Source organism: Methylorubrum sp. GM97 (assembly GCF_024347855.1).
In the GTDB taxonomy this organism is placed as follows: Bacteria; Pseudomonadota; Alphaproteobacteria; order Rhizobiales; family Beijerinckiaceae; genus Methylobacterium; species Methylobacterium extorquens.
Map to the genome: position 1 here is coordinate 4,188,117 of NZ_AP025942.1, position 18,058 is coordinate 4,206,174.

12 protein-coding genes and 1 pseudogene are annotated in these 18,058 nt (G+C 70.1%); 7 read left to right on the plus strand and 6 right to left on the minus strand.

The features are described from left to right. The first annotated feature begins 104 nt into the window (after window positions 1-104). The gene (locus MSPGM_RS19615; protein ID WP_015857319.1) at window positions 105-1,163 is read left to right on the plus strand and encodes a methyl-accepting chemotaxis protein; all 1,059 of its coding nucleotides are present in this window, start codon (window positions 105-107) and stop codon (window positions 1,161-1,163) included. A gap of 162 nt (window positions 1,164-1,325) precedes the next feature. Next, entirely contained in the window at window positions 1,326-3,365 is a 2,040-nt protein-coding gene (locus MSPGM_RS19620) for a methyl-accepting chemotaxis protein (RefSeq protein ID WP_015857320.1), read from the plus strand. A gap of 119 nt (window positions 3,366-3,484) precedes the next feature. Here MSPGM_RS19620 and MSPGM_RS19625 read toward each other — a convergent pair whose 3' ends face one another. Beyond that, window positions 3,485-4,690 (minus strand): efflux RND transporter periplasmic adaptor subunit, encoded by a 1,206-nt coding sequence (locus MSPGM_RS19625; protein ID WP_003603778.1) that lies wholly within the window; start codon window positions 4,688-4,690, stop codon window positions 3,485-3,487. Window positions 4,691-4,844: 154 nt separating this feature from the next. Here MSPGM_RS19625 and MSPGM_RS19630 point away from each other — a divergent pair, with 154 nt between their 5' ends. After that, window positions 4,845-8,024, plus strand: a complete 3,180-nt coding sequence (locus MSPGM_RS19630; RefSeq protein WP_261925898.1) for an efflux RND transporter permease subunit — start codon at window positions 4,845-4,847, stop codon at window positions 8,022-8,024. Window positions 8,025-8,034: 10 nt separating this feature from the next. On the opposite strand, the gene MSPGM_RS19635 is transcribed toward MSPGM_RS19630, so the two are convergent. The 4 genes and pseudogenes from MSPGM_RS19635 to MSPGM_RS19650 form a co-directional block, all read right to left on the minus strand. Further along, window positions 8,035-8,436 (minus strand): response regulator, encoded by a 402-nt coding sequence (locus tag MSPGM_RS19635; RefSeq protein ID WP_015857322.1) that lies wholly within the window; start codon window positions 8,434-8,436, stop codon window positions 8,035-8,037. Between the two features lie 104 nt (window positions 8,437-8,540). After that, complete coding sequence (locus tag MSPGM_RS19640) at window positions 8,541-11,333, minus strand: PAS domain S-box protein (protein ID WP_209688322.1); 2,793 nt, start codon at window positions 11,331-11,333, stop codon at window positions 8,541-8,543. 225 nt (window positions 11,334-11,558) lie between these two features. Further along, window positions 11,559-12,319 (minus strand): annotated as a pseudogene (locus tag MSPGM_RS19645) (Crp/Fnr family transcriptional regulator). Window positions 12,320-12,573: 254 nt separating this feature from the next. Then, window positions 12,574-13,425: a GH25 family lysozyme gene (locus tag MSPGM_RS19650; protein ID WP_003603787.1), complete on the minus strand. Its 852-nt coding sequence runs from the start codon at window positions 13,423-13,425 to the stop codon at window positions 12,574-12,576. Between the two features lie 196 nt (window positions 13,426-13,621). Between MSPGM_RS19650 and MSPGM_RS19655 the strand changes: the two genes are divergently transcribed. After that, window positions 13,622-14,074, plus strand: coding sequence for a DUF488 family protein (locus MSPGM_RS19655; protein WP_015857324.1), 453 nt, complete (start codon window positions 13,622-13,624; stop codon window positions 14,072-14,074). 54 nt (window positions 14,075-14,128) lie between these two features. Here MSPGM_RS19655 and MSPGM_RS19660 read toward each other — a convergent pair whose 3' ends face one another. After that, on the minus strand, window positions 14,129-15,364 hold the full coding sequence (locus tag MSPGM_RS19660; RefSeq protein ID WP_015857325.1) for an FAD-dependent monooxygenase: 1,236 nt from the start codon (window positions 15,362-15,364) through the stop codon (window positions 14,129-14,131). 627 nt (window positions 15,365-15,991) lie between these two features. Between MSPGM_RS19660 and MSPGM_RS19665 the strand changes: the two genes are divergently transcribed. The 3 genes from MSPGM_RS19665 (at window position 15,992) to pncA (ending at window position 18,056) form a co-directional block, all read left to right on the plus strand. After that, window positions 15,992-16,216: a hypothetical protein gene (locus tag MSPGM_RS19665; RefSeq protein WP_015952173.1), complete on the plus strand. Its 225-nt coding sequence runs from the start codon at window positions 15,992-15,994 to the stop codon at window positions 16,214-16,216. Window positions 16,217-16,374: 158 nt separating this feature from the next. Next, window positions 16,375-17,346 (plus strand): quinone oxidoreductase family protein, encoded by a 972-nt coding sequence (locus MSPGM_RS19670; RefSeq protein ID WP_003606981.1) that lies wholly within the window; start codon window positions 16,375-16,377, stop codon window positions 17,344-17,346. Window positions 17,347-17,429: 83 nt separating this feature from the next. Beyond that, window positions 17,430-18,056 (plus strand): bifunctional nicotinamidase/pyrazinamidase, encoded by a 627-nt coding sequence (pncA, locus tag MSPGM_RS19675; protein ID WP_003606982.1) that lies wholly within the window; start codon window positions 17,430-17,432, stop codon window positions 18,054-18,056. The last annotated feature ends 2 nt before the right edge of the window (window positions 18,057-18,058 follow it).

Genomic DNA, 18,058 nt, shown 5'->3' on the forward strand with positions numbered 1-18,058 from the left:
ACGCGATCGATACGTTAGGATCAACTTAAGGTGAAGCTCGCTAGAGTTCAGCACAGTCTTAACAAAGCAAAGTAGCTCGACCGTAGAGTTCCCCTGAGGGTTGCATGAACGACTTGTCCCTTGCCGACGTCGTCGGTGCGTCGGCGCAGGCCCTGAAGTCCAGGGCCTCTTCCAACCTCGGCGCCATCCAGTTGATTGCCAACCGCATGAAGCTGCTGGCCCTGAATGCGCTGATCGAGGCGGCCCATGCCGGCGAGAAGGGTGCGGGATTCTCGGTCGTTGCGCAGGAAGTCCGAACCGTTTCGACCGAAGTCGAGACGCTGGCCGCAGCCCTGGGGACGGGCCTCAGCACCGGCGTGGACAACCTCACCGAGGCCGTCGCACGGCTTACGGGCGAGGCGCGCGCGGCCCGCTGCGTGGACCTCGCCTTGAACGCCGTCGAACTGATCGACCGGAACCTCTACGAGCGCACCTGCGACGTGCGCTGGTGGGCGACCGACGCCGCTTTGGTCGCCTGCGGCCGGGATCCTTCGCCGGAGAATGCGGCTTATGCCGGCGAGCGGCTCGGGGTGATCCTGTCGGCCTACACGGTCTATCTCGATCTCTGGCTGTGCGATCTTCAGGGCCGGGTGATCGCCCATGGCCGCCCCGATACCTATCCGGACATCCTCGGCGCGCAGATCGATTCCGAGACCTGGTTCCGGGACGCACGCGCCTTGCCGAGCGGCGACGACTACACGGCGGTCGATGTCCGGACCGAGGCGCGCCTGCGCGGCGCACAGGTCGCCACCTACTGCGCGAGCGTGCGGGAGGGCGGTCGCCCGGACGGGGCGCCGCTGGGCATCCTCGCCATCCATTTCGACTGGCAGCCGCAGGCCCGCGCCATCGTCCAGGGCGTCCGGCTGGGCGCGGGCGAGCGGGAGCGCACCCGCGTGATGCTGCTCGATGCCCGCAACCGCGTGATCGCCTGCTCCCGAAACGAGGGGGTGCTGAGCGAGACCTACCGACTCCGCACCGACGGCCGGTCCCAGGGTCACTACCGGGATGGGGACCGCCTCGTGGCCTTCCACGACACCCCCGGCTACGAAACCTATGGGGGCCTAGGCTGGCGCGGCGTGATCGAGCAGCGGAGCGTCGAAGGCGGCACGAATAGCCTTCCGTGACGGCATAGAAGCTGTTCGACCCGCAGGATGTGTTCGGGTCACGGGTGGGATGATGAAATCGTAGCGTATATGCCCCAAATTTAGGCAACTTCCCCTCGGCGAAATCTTTACTTTACGTTCGCCTTTCATGGTCCGGCCGCAACTCGTCCGGACCGTTCCATCATGAAGCTGCCCTCTTCCCTGCGCGCCCGTATCGTCACGGTGGCGCTGATCCCCTGCCTCGCCTTCGGCGCGGTCGCGGGGGTGGCGGTCGCGGAGCGGGCGGGGCAGGGCCGGGCGATGGCGCGGATGGAGAAGCAGGTCGGGCTCTCGGTCCGGATCGGCGCCTTCGTCCACGAAGCCCAGAAGGAGCGCGGCGCCTCCAGCCTCTATCTCGCCTCGAAGGGCACCCAGTTCGCTCCGGAACTCGCGGCCCAGCGCAAGCTGACGGATGCGGCCCGCGTCGCCCTGATCGCGGATCTCGGGGCCGCCGGAGCGGATGCGGAGTTCGCGCGCAAGGCAGCGGCTCTGCGTGAGAAGCTCGGCGGGATCGAGCGCCACCGCAGCGCGGTGGACCGGCTGGAGGCCAGCGTGCCGGCCAATCTCGCCGTCTATACCGGCCTCATCGCCGAGGCCCTCGGGGCCGTGCGCGGGGTGGCGCAGATCGCGGCGGACCCGGCCATCGGCGCCCGCGTTTCTGCCCTGTCCGCCTTTCTCTCGCTCAAGGAATTCGCCGGCCAGGAGCGGGCGGCGGCCTCCGCCGTGTTCGCCGCGGGCGCGATCGACCTCGCGGGCCTGCGCCGGCTCGCCGGGCTGGCCTCGGATCAAACGACCTTCGAGGGGCTGTTCCGCGCCGCGGGCCCCACGGAGGAGATCGCCGCGCTCGATGCCGCGAACACCTCGGACGCCGCGCGCGAGGTCGCCCGGCTCCGCGGCCTCGCGCTGGGCACGGCCCCCGGCCAGGCGCTCGCCTTCACCGACGCCAAGGGCTGGTTCGGGCTCGCGACCCAGCGCATCGACGGGCTGAAGGGGATCGAGGACCGGCTGACGGCCGGCCTGGCACGGGCGGCCGGGACGGCCCGGTCGCAGGCCGAGCGCACGGTGCTGCTCTGGGCCGGGGCGGCGCTGGCGACCCTGCTGCTCTCGGTGACGCTCGCCTTCGGCCTCGGCTCGGCGATCGCGCGCCCCTTGAGCCGGATGGCGCGGGCGCTGACCGCGATCGGGCGGGGCGAGACCGAGGTCGAGATCCCGGTGAAGGGTCCGGGCGAGCTGCGCGCCATCGCCGCCGCGGCTCTGGCCTTCCGCGACAGCGTGGCCGAGCGCGCCCGCATCCGCGCGGCTCAGGAGCGCGGCGCCGAGGAGGAGGCCGTCCGGCGCCACGCGGCGATGATGGCGGTGGCCGACGGCTTCGAAGCCCGGGTCGGCGGCATCGTCGAGGCGGTCTCGGCGGCGGCCCATCAACTGGAGGACGCCGCCCGGGCGATGAGCGATGCGGCGGGCCAGACCTCCGCCCTGAGCGCGTCGGCTGCCCAGGCCTCGGCTCAGGCAGCGCGCTCCTCCGACGGCATTGCCGCGGCGACGGAAGAACTCTCGGCCTCGATCCGCGAGATCTCCGCCCAGGTCGGCTCGTCGGCGCTGGCGGCGAACGCCGCCGAGGAGGAGGCGGCCCGCACCGCCGGGGAGGTCGAGCGCCTCGCGACAGCCGCCAACAATGTCGGCCGGATCGTCGGGCTGATCTCGGAGATCGCCGGGCAGACCAACCTGCTGGCGCTGAACGCCACCATCGAGGCGGCCCGCGCGGGCGAGGCGGGCCGGGGCTTTGCCGTGGTCGCGGCGGAGGTGAAGGGCCTCGCCGCCCAGACCGCCCGCGCCACCGACGAGATCGCCGGGCGGATGGCGGAGATCGAGGCCGCGACCGGCGCCTCGGTCTCGGGGATCACCGGCATCGCCCGCACCATCCGCGACCTGTCGCGGATCTCCAACGACATCGCCGCCGCGGTCGAGGAGCAGGGCGCGGCCACCGCCGAGATCGCCCGCACCACGGTCGAGACCTCGCAGGGCACGCGCCGCGCCTCGGAGGACGTGGCCGGCGTGGCCCACACGGCCGACGACGCCAGCACCGGCTCGGCCCAGGTGCTCGGCGCCGCCAGCGACCTCGCCCGTCAGGCCGCGGCGCTGCGCACGGAAGTCGGCGGCTTCCTGAATCAGGTCCGCGCAGCCTGAAACCGGGGATCCCAAAGGGATCATCCCTTTGGCGGGGTGCCGGGGCAGTGCCCCGGCTTCCCTCCACCAGGGCTCCGCCCTGGACCCGCGAAAGGGCTTGCCCTTTCGAAACCCCGAATTCAGTGCCGCGCCTCGCCCTGGGCGGGGGTGTTGCCCACGGCGCTGACCTCGTCGCCGATGCGTGGCTCGACCTTGAGGTTCTGGCGCAGGCTCTGGAGGTGGTCGGTCACGACCAGCGTGTCGGGCTTGAGGCCTTTGAGCACGGCGGTGTTGTCGCCGTAGACGTCGCCGACCTCGATCGCGGTCATGTGGACCGTGCCGGTGTCGTCCACGGTCCAGACCACCTGCTGGTCGAGCTGGGCCGAGAGCGCGACCGTCGGCACCAGGAGCCGATCCTGCCGGCCGACCTCGATGCGGGCGCGCACGAACCGGCCGGGCAGGTAGCGCTCGTCCGCATTGTCGAGCCAGGCCTGGATCAGGCGGCGGCCGGTGCGGGGATCGAAGCGGTTGTCGAGGCGGTAGATCGTGGCCTCGCGCACGGGCTCGCGCCCGACGTCGAGGAGCTGGACCTTCACCCGCCCCTCTCCTTGAGCGACCCGCACCGCCTCCGCATCCTCGGAGGAGAGCGCCATCTGCACGTCGATCGGGTTCACCTGCACCACGGAGACGAGGCTGGTCTGATTCTCAATCACCATGTCGCCGATATTGGCCATGGACAGGCTGGAGCGCCCGTCGAAGGGCGCGCGGATCACCGCGTATTCGAGGTTCAGCCGCTGGCGGGCGATGGCGGCCTCCGCCTCTTCGAGCTTGGCGGTGGCGGTGGCGAGGTTCGATTGGTTCTGCTGGGCGCGCTGCTCGGTGGCGAAGCCCTTGTCGGCGAGCTGCTCGGTACGGTTCACCTCGGCCTGGGCGAAGGAGACGGTGGCCTTGGCTTGGTCGCGCAGGGCCTCGGCCGATTTGCGGGCGACCTCGAACGGGCGCGGGTCGATGCGGAACAGCACCTGACCCTTCTTCACGTGGCCGCCGGGCTCGAACGGGCGCTCCATCACGAAGCCGGTCACCCGAGCCTGCAGCGCGGCGTCACGGGGCGAGACGATCGTGCCGGTATATTCGAAGGCGACCGGCACATCCTGGCGGCTGGCGCGCACCGCCTTCACCGCCAGCCGCGGCTCTTCCTTCTTCTTGGGTCCGGCCCGGCCCGCCACCTTGAGGTGATGGGCGAGAAAGCCGGGGATCGGGTGCCCGGCTCCCCACCACGCCCCTCCGGCGATTCCGAGCGCGCCGACGACGAGGCCGGTGATGACGAAGCCGACGCCTGACCGCACGAAATCCACTCTCCAACAGCAGGACGGGGGCGCCCGCCGGACGTGTTCCGGGCGCGACACGGGAGGGAACACGCGGAGTCCCAACACGTTGCACGCGGGTCCTTCACGGCCACGTTGAATTTCGCACGCTGCATTTCGGGAGCCGGCCCACCGAATGTTCTCCACGTTCGTCGACCGGCCGATCCTCGCGGGCGTGATCTCCGTCATCATCACGGTGATCGGCATCGTCGCCGGGCTGACGCTGCCGGTGGCGCAGTATCCCGAGATCGCGCCGCCGATCATCAACGTCCAGGCGACCTATCCCGGCGCCTCGGCCCAGCAGGCCTACGAGTCGATCGCGATCCCGCTGGAGCAGGAGATCAACGGCGCGCCGAACCTGATCTACATCCAATCGACCTCCTCGACCGACGGCAGCGTCTCGATCGACGCGACCTTCGCCGTCGGCTCGAACCTCGATGCGGCCGCAGCGGAAGTGCTCACCCGGTCGAGCCGCGCCGAGGCGAAGCTACCCGAGGCGGTGCGCGCGCAGGGGCTGGAGATCCAGAAGTCGTCGCGCCAGCGGCTCGGCAACGTCGTGCTCTACGCCGATCCGAGCACTGGTTTCGACGAGCTGTTCCTGGCCAACTACGCCGAGACCCAGGTCACAAAGCCTCTGCGCCGGGTCACCGGCATGGGCCGGATCGTGAACTTCTCCAACATGCGCTACGCCATGCGCATCTGGCTCGATCCGGCCAGGATGGAGGCGCTGGCGCTCTCGACCGAGACCGTGCTTCAGTCGATTCAGGCGCAGAACGCACAGATCACGACCGGCTCCCTCGGCAAGCTGCCGATGGACCGGGCGACACCGTTCGAGCTGCAGCTCGTCACCAAGGGCCGGCTGACGCGGCCCGAGGAGTTCGGCAACATCGTCCTGCGGGCCAATCCCGACGGCTCGGTGGTGCGCGTCTCGGATGTGGGCCGGGTGGAGCTCGGCTCCGAGCAGTACGGCGTCACCTCGAACTTCGACGGCAAACCCTCGGCGACGCTCGGCATCTTCCAGAACCCCGACGCCAACGCGGTCGAGGTGATGAACGGGACGCGCGCCACGATGGCGGATCTCGCCGAGCGCTTTCCCCCCGGCCTGCACTACTCCATCGCCCTCGATTCCACCGAGTTCGTGAAGGAGGCGATCTACGAGGTGGTGCGGACCCTGTTCGAGGCGATCCTGATCGTCACGGTCGTCACCTACCTCTTTCTGCAAAACTGGCGCGCCACGCTGATTCCGACCATCGCCGTGCCGATCGCGCTGATCGGCACCTTCGGGCCGATGGCGCTGCTCGGCTTCTCCTTCAACACCCTGAGCCTGCTCGGCCTCGTGCTCGCCGTCGGCCTCGTGGTGGACGACGCGATCATCGTCGTGGAGAACACCGAGCGCCTGATGGCCGAGGGCATGGCGCCGAAGCCCGCCTCCCGCGAGGCGGTCAACGAGATCGGCGGCCCCGTCATCGCCACGACGCTGGTGCTCGCCGCCCTGTTCGTGCCGGTGGCCTTCATCCCCGGACTGACGGGCCAGCTCTACAACCAGTTCGCGCTCACCATCGCCATCTCGGTGCTGATCTCGGCGATCGTCTCGTTGACCCTGACGCCGGCCCTGTGCGGCCTGCTGCTGAAGCCCCACGCGAAGGACGGGCCTCGGAAGACGCGCTGGTGGCGCAAGCCGCTGGACGGGTTCAACGTCGCCCTGGAGCGCTCGGCCGACTTCGTGGCCCGCACGATCGGATGGCTCTCCCGCCACATCATCCTGACGCTGGCCGTGTTTGCGCTGTTCGCCGGCGCCACCGTGCTGCTGGTGATGCAGCGTCCCACCGGCTTCGTGCCGGACGAGGACCAGGGCTATCTCTACGCCGAAGTGGCGATGCCGCTCGGCGCCTCGGTGCAGCGCACGGAGGCGATGAATGCCCGCTTCGGCGAAGTGCTACGCGCCCGCGACGACGTCGATCACACCATCGGCGTCAGCGGGCGCAGCTTCCTCGCCGACACCGTGGCCCCGTTCTACGGCTTCAACATCCCCGTCATGAAGCCCTGGGACGAGCGCACCACCACGGTCGACGACCTGATCCGCGACATGGAGGAGCGCTTCAAGCACGATCCCGACGGGCAGGTGCGCATCGCCGCACCGTCGCCGCTACCGGGGCTCGGCTCCCGCGGCGGCCTGACGCTGGAGATCCAGGATCGCTCGGGCAATGGCGGCCTCGGTCTGGCGCAGACGGCCAGTACCTTCATCGAGAAGATCCGCGCCCTGCCGGGGGTGGCGAACGCGACGCCGACCACCGATTGGGGCGTGCCGCAGATCCGCCTCGACATCGACCGGGCCAAGGCCGAGCAGCTCGGCGTGCCGCTGGCGCGATTGTTCGAAGCGCTCGGCACCTATGTCGGGTCGAGCTTCGTCAACCTCTTCAACCGCTTCGGCTTCGTCTACCAAGTCTATGTCCAGAGCGACGCATCTGGGCGGCGCCTGTTCCAGGATCTCGAGGCGCTGACCGTCCTCAACGCGCAGGGCGAGCCGGTGCGCCTCGGATCACTCGTCCAGGCGAAGTTCAGCACCGGGCCGACGGCGGTCCTGTCCTACAACACCTACCCGGCGATCGAGGTGGCGGTGACGGTCGCCCCCGGTTCCAGTTCCGGCACGGTGATCGAGGCGATCGAGGCCCTAGCCGAGGATCTGCCGCGCAACAGCTCCATCGAGTGGTCCGAGATCGCCTATCAGGAGAAGATCGCCGGCAACGTCGCGCCGCTGATCTTCGGCCTCGGCGTGTTCATGATCTTCTGCTTCCTGGCCGGGCAGTACGAGAGCCTGCGCATGCCGCTGGTGATCCTGCTCGCCACGCCGCTGGCGATCTTCGGGGCGGTCGGGTTCCTGGCCTTGCGCGGCATGCCGCTCGACGTGTTCGGACAGATCGGCCTGCTGCTTCTCGTCGGCCTGGCGGCCAAGAACGCGATCCTGCTGGTCTCCTTCGCCGAGGATCTGCGCCGACAGGGCAAGGACGCGCTTGAGGCGGCCCAGCACGCCACGCGGATGCGGATGCGCCCGATCCTGATGACCTCGTTCGCTTTCATCCTCGGCTCGGTGCCGCTCGCCATCGCCAGCGGCGCGGGGGCGGGCGCCCGGCTCTCCATGGGTACGGTGGTGATCGGCGGCCTGCTGGTGGCCACGATCCTGACCCTGTTCGTCACCCCGGTCTTCTACGTCGCCGCCGAGCGGCTGCGGGGGGAGGGCGCGATGGCGAGCGAGCCGGGCCAGGGGGAGTCGGGCAAAGGGGAGACAGGCAAGGAGGAGCGGGGCGCGACGGCGTAAGGGCCGACGCTCACGCGCAAAAAAGCTGCGCCAGCGCCTCCCGGGCGAAGGCCGGCGTGAGGGGCTTGGCCGCGAAGCGAACGCCCGCGGGCAGCGTGCCGGCGTCGGGGGAAGGACCGGCCGAGAGGGCGATGAGGGCGAGATCCGGCCTGCGCCGGGCGATCTCGCAGGTCAGGCCGAACCGGTCCTCGGGCAAGGTCAAGGGCAGGTCGGCATCGACGACGACGAGGCGCAGCCCCGCATGGCGCTCGATCTGGAGGAGCGCGCTCTGCGCACTCCAGGCCTCCAGCACCTCGAAGCCCGCCTCCGCCAGACGATCCGCCGTTTCGATACGCGCGGCGGTTTCGCTTTCCACGACGAGTGCCAGCGGCCGCCCGTCACCGTCCGGGGCAGGGGGAACGGGCAGATCCATGAGGCGTCCCGGATGTCCTTGGAGCGCGCCTGGGAGCATGCCTGGGCGTCCTGCCGACAAGCGGCGAGCGGGCGGGTTCGTTGCCCCCTACGTCGCTTTTCGCGCTATTCTTTTTCGAGAAGCCCCTTCAGGGGCGCCCTGATCCGGCACGTCACCCCTTCTCGGGCGTAGATCATCTGCGTCTCGCCGCCGACCGCCCCGGAGAACCCGCGTTCGATCAGCCGCGAGCCGAAACCCTTGCGGGTGGGCGCGGCGACCGGCGGCCCGCCGGTCTCGGCCCAGGTCATCGTGATGACCGGCTCGGCCTCCCCCGCATCCTCCGCATCCTCCGGCCAACGGGCCCGCGCGACGTGCCAGTTCACCCCGACGCGCCCGCCCGGCACCGAGAAGGCGCCGTACTTGGCGGCATTGGTGGCGAGTTCGTGGATCATCAGCGCCAGCGACAGGGCGGCTTTCGGCCCGACCTCCAGGTCCGGGCCGGACAGGTGGATGCGGCCGGGCTCGCCGTCGTCGTGGATGGTGAGCGCGCCGGCGATCACCGCCTCCAGCGCCGCCCCCTCGCCCTCGCCCGAGAGCAGGATGTCGTGCGCCTTGCCGAGCGCCACCAGCCGGGCCACCAGCGCCTCCTTCACCGAGGCGATGTCGGTGGCGTTGCGCAGTGTCTGCGAAGCGATGGCCTGGGCCATGGTCAGGGTGTTCTTCAACCGGTGGCTCAGTTCGCGGTTGAGGAAGCGCTGCTGCTCCTCGGCCTGGATGCGGGCGAGCGCCACGGAGATTCGTCCGGCCACCTCGCGGACGAAATCGACCTCGCCCGCGTCCCAGGCCCGGGGTTCGGCGGCGTGGGCATAGACGAGGCCGACGAGGGCGCCCCGCCGGGTCAAGGGCACGCCGATCAGTGCACGGGCGCCGGCCGCCGCGTAGCCGCCCGCATCCGGCGCGAGGTCCGGTTCGGCGGTCAGATCGGGCACGGCCAGGATCTCGCCGCGGCGCAGCCGCGCGAGCATGGCCGGAAACGGCGCGGGGCTCATCGTCCCGTCCGGTCTCGCGCGCCCGATCGCGAAGCCGCCGACGGTGGCATCGATGGCCGCGTAGCCCGCCTCCGAGAGGTCGAGGCTGCGCCTGAGGATCCGGGCCGCGATCCCACGGATCTCGTTGGGGCCGGCGGCGTCGCGCAAGGTGTCGCCGAGTTCGATCAGCGCCATCTGGCGTGCCTCGGTCGCCTTCTCCGCGGTGATGTCCTCGATCATCGCCGTGGCCTGGAGCGCCTCGCCGCGCGCCTGCGAGACGAGGTTGACCCGGCCCCAGATCAGGCGCCCGTCCTTGCGGCGGTAGCGCTTCTCCAGGGTCTCGCGCACGATCTCGCCCGCAGCGAGCCGGCGGTGGAGCTGGTCGCGCTCCGCCGCATCCGCCTCCGGCGTCCACTTGGCAATGGAATGCCCGACGATGTCGGATTCCTCCGCCCCCCAGATCGCGCAGAGCTTCGGGTTGGCCTCCAGCGCGATCATGGTGCGCGGATCGATCTGCACGATGCCGATATTCGCGCCCTCGACCACCGCCCGGAGCTGGGCGGCGACGCGGTTGCGCTCGGTCAGATCCAGCATGGCGCCGATCATGCGCAGCGGCCTGCCGTCGGCCCCGCGCACCATCGAACCGCGATCGAGCACGTCGGCGTAGGCGCCGTCGGCGCGGCAGAAGCGGTATTCGTGGTGCCAATCGTGGCCGCCGCCGCCGATGACGCGGCGGATGCCCGCCTCGACGCGGGGGCGATCCTCGGCGTGGATGTGGTCGAGCCACCACCGGCCGGTCGGCTCGACCGTCTCCGGTGCCCAGCCATAGGCGGCCTGAAGGGCCTCGTTCCACAGCACGTGGTCGGCGGCGAGGTCCCAGTCCCAGATCGCGTCGTTGGTGGCGCGGGTGACGAGGCGGTAGCGCTCCTCGGTGGCGGCGACGGCGACCTGCGCCGTGCGCTCGGCGGTAACATCGCGCACCGTGCCGACGAAGCGCCGCGCCCGTTTGATCCCCTCATCCGTTTCGACGACGAGGGTGCCGCGGGCCGCGACCCAGGCGATCACCGTGCCGTCCTCCGTCACCGTGCGGTAGGTGGCATCGAACAGGCCGGGCCCGGCCGGGTCGAGGGCCGCCTGCACGGCGGCATCGGTGCGCGCCCGGTCCTCGGGATGGAGGCGGGCGAGGAACGTGCCGGCATAGCTCACGGCCTCGTCCGGCCCGACCCCGAACAGGGCGCGGGTCCGCCCGTCCCAGGCGAGGGTGCCCGCCACGAGGTCGTAGTCGAAGATGCCGGCACCGGCCGCCTCGATCGCGAGCCGCAGACGGAACTCGCTGTCGGCCAGGGCCGCGGCCTCGGTCTTCCGGGCCGCGATGCCCCGGCGCAGTTCGAGCTGCGTCATCACCGTGCGGGCGAGCGCTTCGAGACCTGCGCCTTGGGCCGCGCTCAGACCCTCCGGCCGAGGCTTGGTGTCGAGCACGCACAGGGTGCCGATCGCCCGATCCTCAGGCGTCACCAGGGGCGCGCCGGCATAGAAGCGGATGCCGGGCTCCGCCGTGACCAGCGGGTTGGTGCGAGTGCGCGGGTCGGCCGCGAGATCGGGGATGACTAGCAGGCCGCGCCCGGCCAGGGCGTGAACGCAGACCGAGCGGTCGAGCCCGGTCTCGCCGGGGGCGAAGCCGAGCCGCGCCTTGAACCATTGCCGGTCGCCGGTCACCAGGCTGACGAGGGCGGTCGGCGTGGCGCAGAGCTGGGCGGCCAAAGCCACGGCATCGTCGAACGCGGCCTCGGCGGGCGTGTCGAGGATGCCGTAGCAGGCCAGCGCGGCCAGCCTCTCGGCCTCTGCGCCGGCCTCACCGGATGCTGGGAAATCGTCGGGCGGTCGGCTCATGGACGGACCCGGCAAGGACGAACCCGGCGCCCTTCTTCCGGAGCCGCCTGAAGCGGCCCGCCATCCGGACGGGCGCGATGGTGCCCCGGTGACGTGTCGGGCACAAGACACCTGCCGGAATCGCCGTGCTCCCGGATGGATAATCCGAGGTGTCCGGCTGGCTCGGGGGCGACCGAGAGCATCGTCTTTGTCCGAAAGCCGGAATCCACCTTGCGGAACGATGCTCTACTCGGGCGGCTCGATGGCGATGAGGCGCCCGCTCGGGCTGTAGACCGCGCCGAGCACGGTCTCGTAATGGCGCTTGACGCAGGCATGGCACTCGCAGGCGACCTCCTCGATCGCCGCCCGGTTGACGACGGTGATGCGCCCGCGCCCGACCTCGATCAGTCCCTGCTGCTGCAGCATCCGCAGGATGCGGGTGAGATAGGTGCGCTGCACGCCGAGCATCGCGGCGAGCGATTCCTGGGTGATCGGCAGAACGTTGTTGTCGAGGCGGTCCTGAAGCGTCAGGAGCCAGCGCAGGCAGCGCTCCTCGATCGGATGGAGGGCGTTGCAGGCGACCGATTGCAGCACCTGCGCGAGCAGGCAGTCGGAGTAGCGGGTGAACAGGTTGCGCAGGGATTCCGAGCGGCGCTTGGCCTCTTGAAGCCGGACCGAGTCCATCCGCAGAACCGGACCGGCGATCTGGATCAGGGCATGGGTCGAGGCGGGCAGGCCGCCATTGCTGACCACGCCTCCCACCGCGCCCTCGCGGCCGATCGTGGCGGTCTCGGCGCTGCGCCCGTCGATCATCGAGATCAGCAGGGTGACGACGGTCTGCTCGAGGGGAAGGTGATGAAATCCACCTCGCGGCCGGCGGCGAACAGCGTCTCGCCGCGCTGGTATTCCAGCCGCTCCAGATCGGGCAGAAGCAGGCCGCGATCCTCAGGGCTCAGACAGTTCAGGAGCAGATTGCCTTCAAAGCAGCGCTCTGTGGCCGAAGGCATGTACAACTCGAAGTCCGTCTGGTCGCCGAGCCGGCTCCTAGCGCAACGGTTGCCGCTCAGTCTGTCTACAAGTAGACATATCGCACGTTGAACACAAAAAAAATCAGGTCACGGCCAAGGTCACGGCCAAGTCGTATCGCGCGCCTGGAAGCAAGCGCGAAGAACGGTCACACCACAGAGGATGCGTTGATCTGAGGACGGAAGCCGCGACCAGCGGCTCCTTCCTTTCCCCGCTTACTCGCCTGCTTGCCCGCCTACTTGCCGGTGCAGAGGCCCTGGCTCGACAGGCGCCGATGCTCCCGCGGGTCGCAATCGGTGGCCAGGAACGAGGCCCACTCGGTCGGGCTGCCGTAGAAGGCGTTGCGATCGACGTCGCCGCGCACGCCGGGCACGCGCCCGGTCGAGGTGAACTGCCAGAGCATCCACTTGCGGTTGGCGTAGCGCTGCTCGGGCTCGGCCGCCGTGGAACGGACCCAGTGGGGATAGTCGGGCAGCTCGTCTTCCAGCACGTCCTTGTGGAAGGTGATGTCCGTGTAGATGATCGGCCGCTTGCCGGTATAGGCTTCCATCTCGTCCAGCATGTAGCGGATCATCGACAGCGCCTGGGCCTTGGGCAGCTTCTTCGGGCACTTGGCCGAGTGGCCGTTCCACTCCACGTCGAGCACCGGGGGCAGGGCGGTCGGGTCGTTCGGCACGTTGCGCTTGAACCACGCCATCTGGTCCTCGGCCGAGCGGCACCAGAACACGAAGTGGTAGGCGCCCCGCGGCACGCCGGCGCGGCCCGCGCCATCCCAGTTCTCGAGGAACCGCTCGTCGACGTGGTCGCCGCCCTCCGTCGCCTTGATGTAGGCGAACTGCGTGCCCGCGCTCTTGACCGAGGCCCAGTTGATCGGCCCCTGCCATTTCGAGATGTCGATGCCCTGGATCGGGTGGCCCTTGGCCCGCGCGACGCCGGGATGGGGCTTGGCATCACCCTTGGTGGGATAGAAGTCGTTCTGCGCGGCGCAGGCCGCGAGCCCGGAGAGCATCAGCGCGGCGAGCCCGCGCTTGAGCCATCCGCGCGGAGCCGGTGCGAGCCTCGAGGAAATTTCGGTGTCCAGCGACATCGACGGCCCGCCACTTCTTGCGTGCGACTTCAATGGGTATTCGATGCCCTTGATCCGGTTAACAGAACTTTGCTGGCATTGCGGCGGATTTCCGGAAGGCGTTGCGCCGCAGGCACATACGCGCCGCCGACGCTGTCCGGCGGACGGGCGGCCCCATCTAAAACGTTGTCGATCCTGAATTTTCCCTGAGCCGGCGATGCGCAAGATTCTGTTTACCATCGGATACGAAGGCCTGACGCCGGAGCGCCTGCACGCGGCCCTGAAGGCGGCGGACGTGTCCCTGCTCGCCGACGTGCGGGCGGTGGCCAACTCGCGCAAGCGCGGTTTCTCGAAAGGCGCGCTGAAGGCGGGTTTGCTGGAAGCCGGACTCGGCTACGCGCATTTCCGGGGTCTCGGCACGCCGAAATCCGGCCGCGAGGCGGCTCGCGCCGACGATGCCGGGCTGATGCGCCGGATCTATTGCGAAGAGGTGCTCGACACCGCCGATGGCGGGCTCGCCCTCGACGCCCTGGCCGAACTCGCCGCGGAGCGACCGATCTGCCTGCTCTGCTTCGAGCGCGATCCGGCCCGCTGCCACCGCCGCGTGCTCGCCGAACGGCTGGCCCCGCGCGGCTTCGAGACGGTCGATCTCTACGGCGATATTTTGTGACTTTTTGGGGCGTTGGGCGCGCGTCCCGCGCCCGCCCCGAAACTCCGAAATGAATCAGCGCATCAGGCTCGGCGCGCCGAGCCGCGGCTGCACGCCCTCGCGCATGACGATGCGCCGCAGAGGCGGGATCGCGCCGAGCACCACGAGGCCGAGGCCCCGCAGGGCATCGACGGGCAGGAAATCGGTGAGCAGCGAGCGGTTGAGCATGTCCACCGCCGCACCCCGCAGCCGCGCATCGACGCCCCGGTTGCGTCCGAACCCCGCGAGCGAGGCCGGTGCCCCCGGATCGCGGTTCGCCTCGCGGGCGGTGAACACCGCATCCCGCACGGCCGCCGCATCGCGCAGGCCGAGATTGAGCCCTTGCGCCCCGATCGGCGGGAAGACATGGGCGGCCTCGCCGATCAGGGCGAGGCGGTCGGCCACCGGCCGCTCCACCGAGAGGCCGCGCATCGGCACGAGGCCGCGCGGGCCGTCGATCCGCATGGCGCCGAGCATCGAGCGGGCCTGATGCTCCACCGCCGCGGCGAGATCCCGGTCGTCGAGCCCCGAGAGGCGCTTGGCCGCCGGCTCCGCCGTAACCCAGACGAGGCTGGAGCGGTGGCCGCCGGGGAGCGGCACCAGGGTGAAGGGTCCGTTGCGGGTGTGGAACTCGGTGGAGATGTCGCGGTGGGGCCGCTCGTGGGCGAGCAGGGTGGTGAGCGCCGCCTGCGGGTAGGACCATTCGCGGGTGCGCAAGGCAGACGCCGCCCGCAGCGGCGAGCGGCCCCCGTCGGCGCCCACGACGAGCTGCACCGCGAGGCTGCGCCCATCCTCCAGGTCCAGCACCGCGGCGTCTTGCTCGAGGCGCATGCCGGCCGAATCCGCCTCGAACAGGGTGAGGCCCGGCGTGGTGCGGGCCTGACGCCGCAGGGTCTCGACGAGGCGGGCGCTCTCGACGTTCCAGCCGAAGGCGTCGAGGCCGATCTCCGCGGCCGAGAAGCGGGCGGGCGGCGGGCGGAACAGGCTGCCGGTGTCGTCGACGATCTGAAGTTCGGCGAGCGGGCTCGCATGCGGGGCGATCTCGTCCCATGCGCCGAGCACCCTCAGGAACCGCACCGAGCCGTCGAGCAAAGCCACGGTGCGCCCGTCCGCCACCGGTGCGTGACGCCCAACCAGCGCGGTCTCCACCCCGTCGCGGGCGAGCGCCAGGGCGGCGGCAAGGCCTGCCGCCCCGGCGCCCACCACCGCCACGGTGAAACGCGGCGGCGCGGCGGAGGGGCGGGCGGGGGACGTCTGCACCGGGACCGTCACGACGGGAGACTCCTTGAAGGGCTCTCGGAAGGACCCTCAAAACGAGGATCGAAGACCGACTTCCTACAGAGGTGCGGCCGGCCTGGGGTCAAGTGCGGCCGAGGGTCCGAGCAGCACCTTGCCCGAAGCCGTAGGGGCAGCTTCGCGGCGCGAAGAGCGCCGCACCGAGCGGAAGCAACGGCGTGGAAGCATCAGCCTGCGGAGCTGGGCGCCAGCGCATGAGGCCTGCAAGAACCGAGGGTCAACGCCTTCAAGCGATGGCCCTGAGGGTTCGGGAGCAGCCGGACGTTCAAGCGTGGCGGGATCAAATTCAAATGAAACCAATTCACGCGCCCGGCATTGCCAACTTATGTTGAGGGAACTGCGCGCTCTCGCCGCACGCTCTCCGGGACAGAACCATCATTGACGTCCGAGGGGGCGTACCATGAAGCCATTTATCACCTCGCAGCCGGAGTCCGAGCGGAACCGGCTCGGCTCGTCCTTGGATCCCGTGCTCTCGGGCGTTGCGCGCGGCCTCGCGCGGCTGTTTCCACCCGTCGAGAATGTCAGGCCGCAGCGCAGCGGGAGCACCATCCCCGCCACTTCCGGAACGGACGGCACGGCCGGCGGGCGGCGCGGCCGCGTATGATGAGGCCCGACCTGGTCGCGCAGCACATCGCGGCGATGACCACGGCAAGCACCAACCTGCTGCGCCAGATGGAGGATGAGGGCCTGCGCTATCGGGTCATCGTGAGCCCGGAGGATACCGCCACGCTGCACGTCCGCGTGCGCGAACTGACGCCCGACCTCACGCAACGCATCGAGCGCTGCCTCGCGGGCATGGGCATGCAGGTCGCGGTCCGGGAAGAGTGACGGGCGAACCCGCCCACTTGGCCTGTTCCCACTTGGCTTGTGCCCAATTGGCCGGTGTCCTTCGGGCATAAGCCGCCAGGAACCCCTCGGAGCCCTTGTCTGGCTCCGCCGGACCGATATCTCGACCGTAGTTCGAGACGGGAACGCGGGAGACGGCGATGAAAGCGATCCGGGTACACGCCTACGGTGGGCCGGAGGCAATGGTCTACGAGGACGTGCCTTCGCCCGAGCCGGGGCCGGGCCAGATCCGCGTCCGCCAGACCGCCGTCGGCGTCAACTTCATCGACATCTACTTCCGCTCCGGCGCCTACAAGGCGCCCTCGCTTCCCTTCACCCTCGGCAAGGAGGGCGCGGGCGTGGTCGATGCCCTGGGCGAGGGCGTCACCGATTTCCGCGTCGGCGAGCGCGTCGCCTATGCCGGCGCCACCGGCACCTATGCCGAGGAAGTGGTGGTGGACACCAAGGGCGTCGTCCACGTGCCGGATTCGATTTCCGACGAGACCGCCGCGGCGATGATGCTGAAAGGCCTCACCGCGCAATACCTGCTGCGACGGACCTACCGGGTGCAGCCCGGCGACACGATCCTGTTCCACGCCGCCGCCGGCGGCGTCGGGCTCATCGCCACGCAATGGGCCAAGCATCTCGGCGCCACCGTGATCGGCACCGTCGGCTCGGCCGAGAAGGCGGAGTTGGCGCGCGAACACGGCTGCGACCACGTCATCCTCTACCGCGACGAGGATTTTGCGGCTCGGGTGAAGGAGATCACCGGGGGCAAGGGCGTGCCGGTGGTCTATGACGGCGTCGGCAAGGCGACCTTCCCCGCCTCGCTCGACTGCCTCTCCCCCTTCGGCATCTTCGCGAGCTTCGGCTCGTCCTCGGGGGCGATCGAGGCCTTCGACATCGGCATCCTCGCCGCCAAGGGCTCGCTCTATGCCACCCGCCCGACGCTCTTCACCCACATCGCCACCCGCGAAAGCCTCGACGCCAACGCGGCCGAGCTGTTCGAGGTGGTGGCGAGCGGCGCGGTGAAAATCCCGATCCACGCCCGCGCCAAGCTCGCCGACGCGGCGCAGGTTCATCGCGATCTCGCGGGGCGGCAGACGACCGGGACGACGGTGATGACGCCGTGATCCGCGTATCCTAGGACGAAGGGATTCCGGGCTCTGCCCGGACCCGCCGAGGGACTTGTCCCTCGGAACCCTCGGACTTCCCCATGATGCTCACAGACACCGACGTTCTGCTCGTTATCGACGTGCAGAACGATTTTCTGCCCGGCGGGGCGCTCGCGGTGCCCGACGGCGATGCCGTCGTCGCCCCGATCAACCGGCTGGCCGCGTGCGTTCCCCACGTCACCCTCACCCAGGACTGGCACCCGCCCGGGCATGCCTCGTTCCACGGGAGCCATCCGGGCAAGGCACCCTTCGACACCACGGACCTGTCCTACGGTGAACAGGTGCTCTGGCCGGAGCACTGCGTGCAGGGCACGCACGGCGCCGAGTTGGCCGCGGGCCTCAGGACGGAGCGGGCCGAACTGGTGATCCGCAAGGGCACTCACCCCGGCATCGACAGCTACTCGGCCTTCATGGAAGCCGACCGGCGGACCCGCACCGGGTTGGCCGGCTACCTCGCCGAGCGCGGCCTGACCCGCCTGTTCCTCGCCGGCCTCGCCACCGATTTCTGCGTGCTCTGGACCGCGCTGGATGCCCGCGCCGCCGGGTTCGAGGCCTTCGTGATCGAGGATGCCGTGCGCGGCATCGATCTCGACGGCTCGCTGGCGCGGGCCTGGAACGAGATGGAGCGGGCGGGGGTCGGGCGCACCGCCAGCTCGGCGCTCGGCTGAGA

What these genes read in the sequence shown, in the direction of transcription:
- MSPGM_RS19615 (WP_015857319.1), top strand. Translation starts at nt 105, where the DNA reads ATGAACGACTTGTCCCTTGCCGACGTCGTCGGTGCGTCGGCGCAGGCC.
- MSPGM_RS19620 (WP_015857320.1), top strand. Translation starts at nt 1,326, where the DNA reads ATGAAGCTGCCCTCTTCCCTGCGCGCCCGTATCGTCACGGTGGCGCTG.
- MSPGM_RS19630 (WP_261925898.1), top strand. Translation starts at nt 4,845, where the DNA reads ATGTTCTCCACGTTCGTCGACCGGCCGATCCTCGCGGGCGTGATCTCC.
- MSPGM_RS19635 (WP_015857322.1), bottom strand. Translation starts at nt 8,436, where the DNA reads ATGGATCTGCCCGTTCCCCCTGCCCCGGACGGTGACGGGCGGCCGCTG.
- MSPGM_RS19640 (WP_209688322.1), bottom strand. Translation starts at nt 11,333, where the DNA reads ATGAGCCGACCGCCCGACGATTTCCCAGCATCCGGTGAGGCCGGCGCA.
- MSPGM_RS19650 (WP_003603787.1), bottom strand. Translation starts at nt 13,425, where the DNA reads ATGTCGCTGGACACCGAAATTTCCTCGAGGCTCGCACCGGCTCCGCGC.
- MSPGM_RS19655 (WP_015857324.1), top strand. Translation starts at nt 13,622, where the DNA reads ATGCGCAAGATTCTGTTTACCATCGGATACGAAGGCCTGACGCCGGAG.
- MSPGM_RS19665 (WP_015952173.1), top strand. Translation starts at nt 15,992, where the DNA reads ATGAGGCCCGACCTGGTCGCGCAGCACATCGCGGCGATGACCACGGCA.
- MSPGM_RS19670 (WP_003606981.1), top strand. Translation starts at nt 16,375, where the DNA reads ATGAAAGCGATCCGGGTACACGCCTACGGTGGGCCGGAGGCAATGGTC.
- pncA (WP_003606982.1), top strand. Translation starts at nt 17,430, where the DNA reads ATGATGCTCACAGACACCGACGTTCTGCTCGTTATCGACGTGCAGAAC.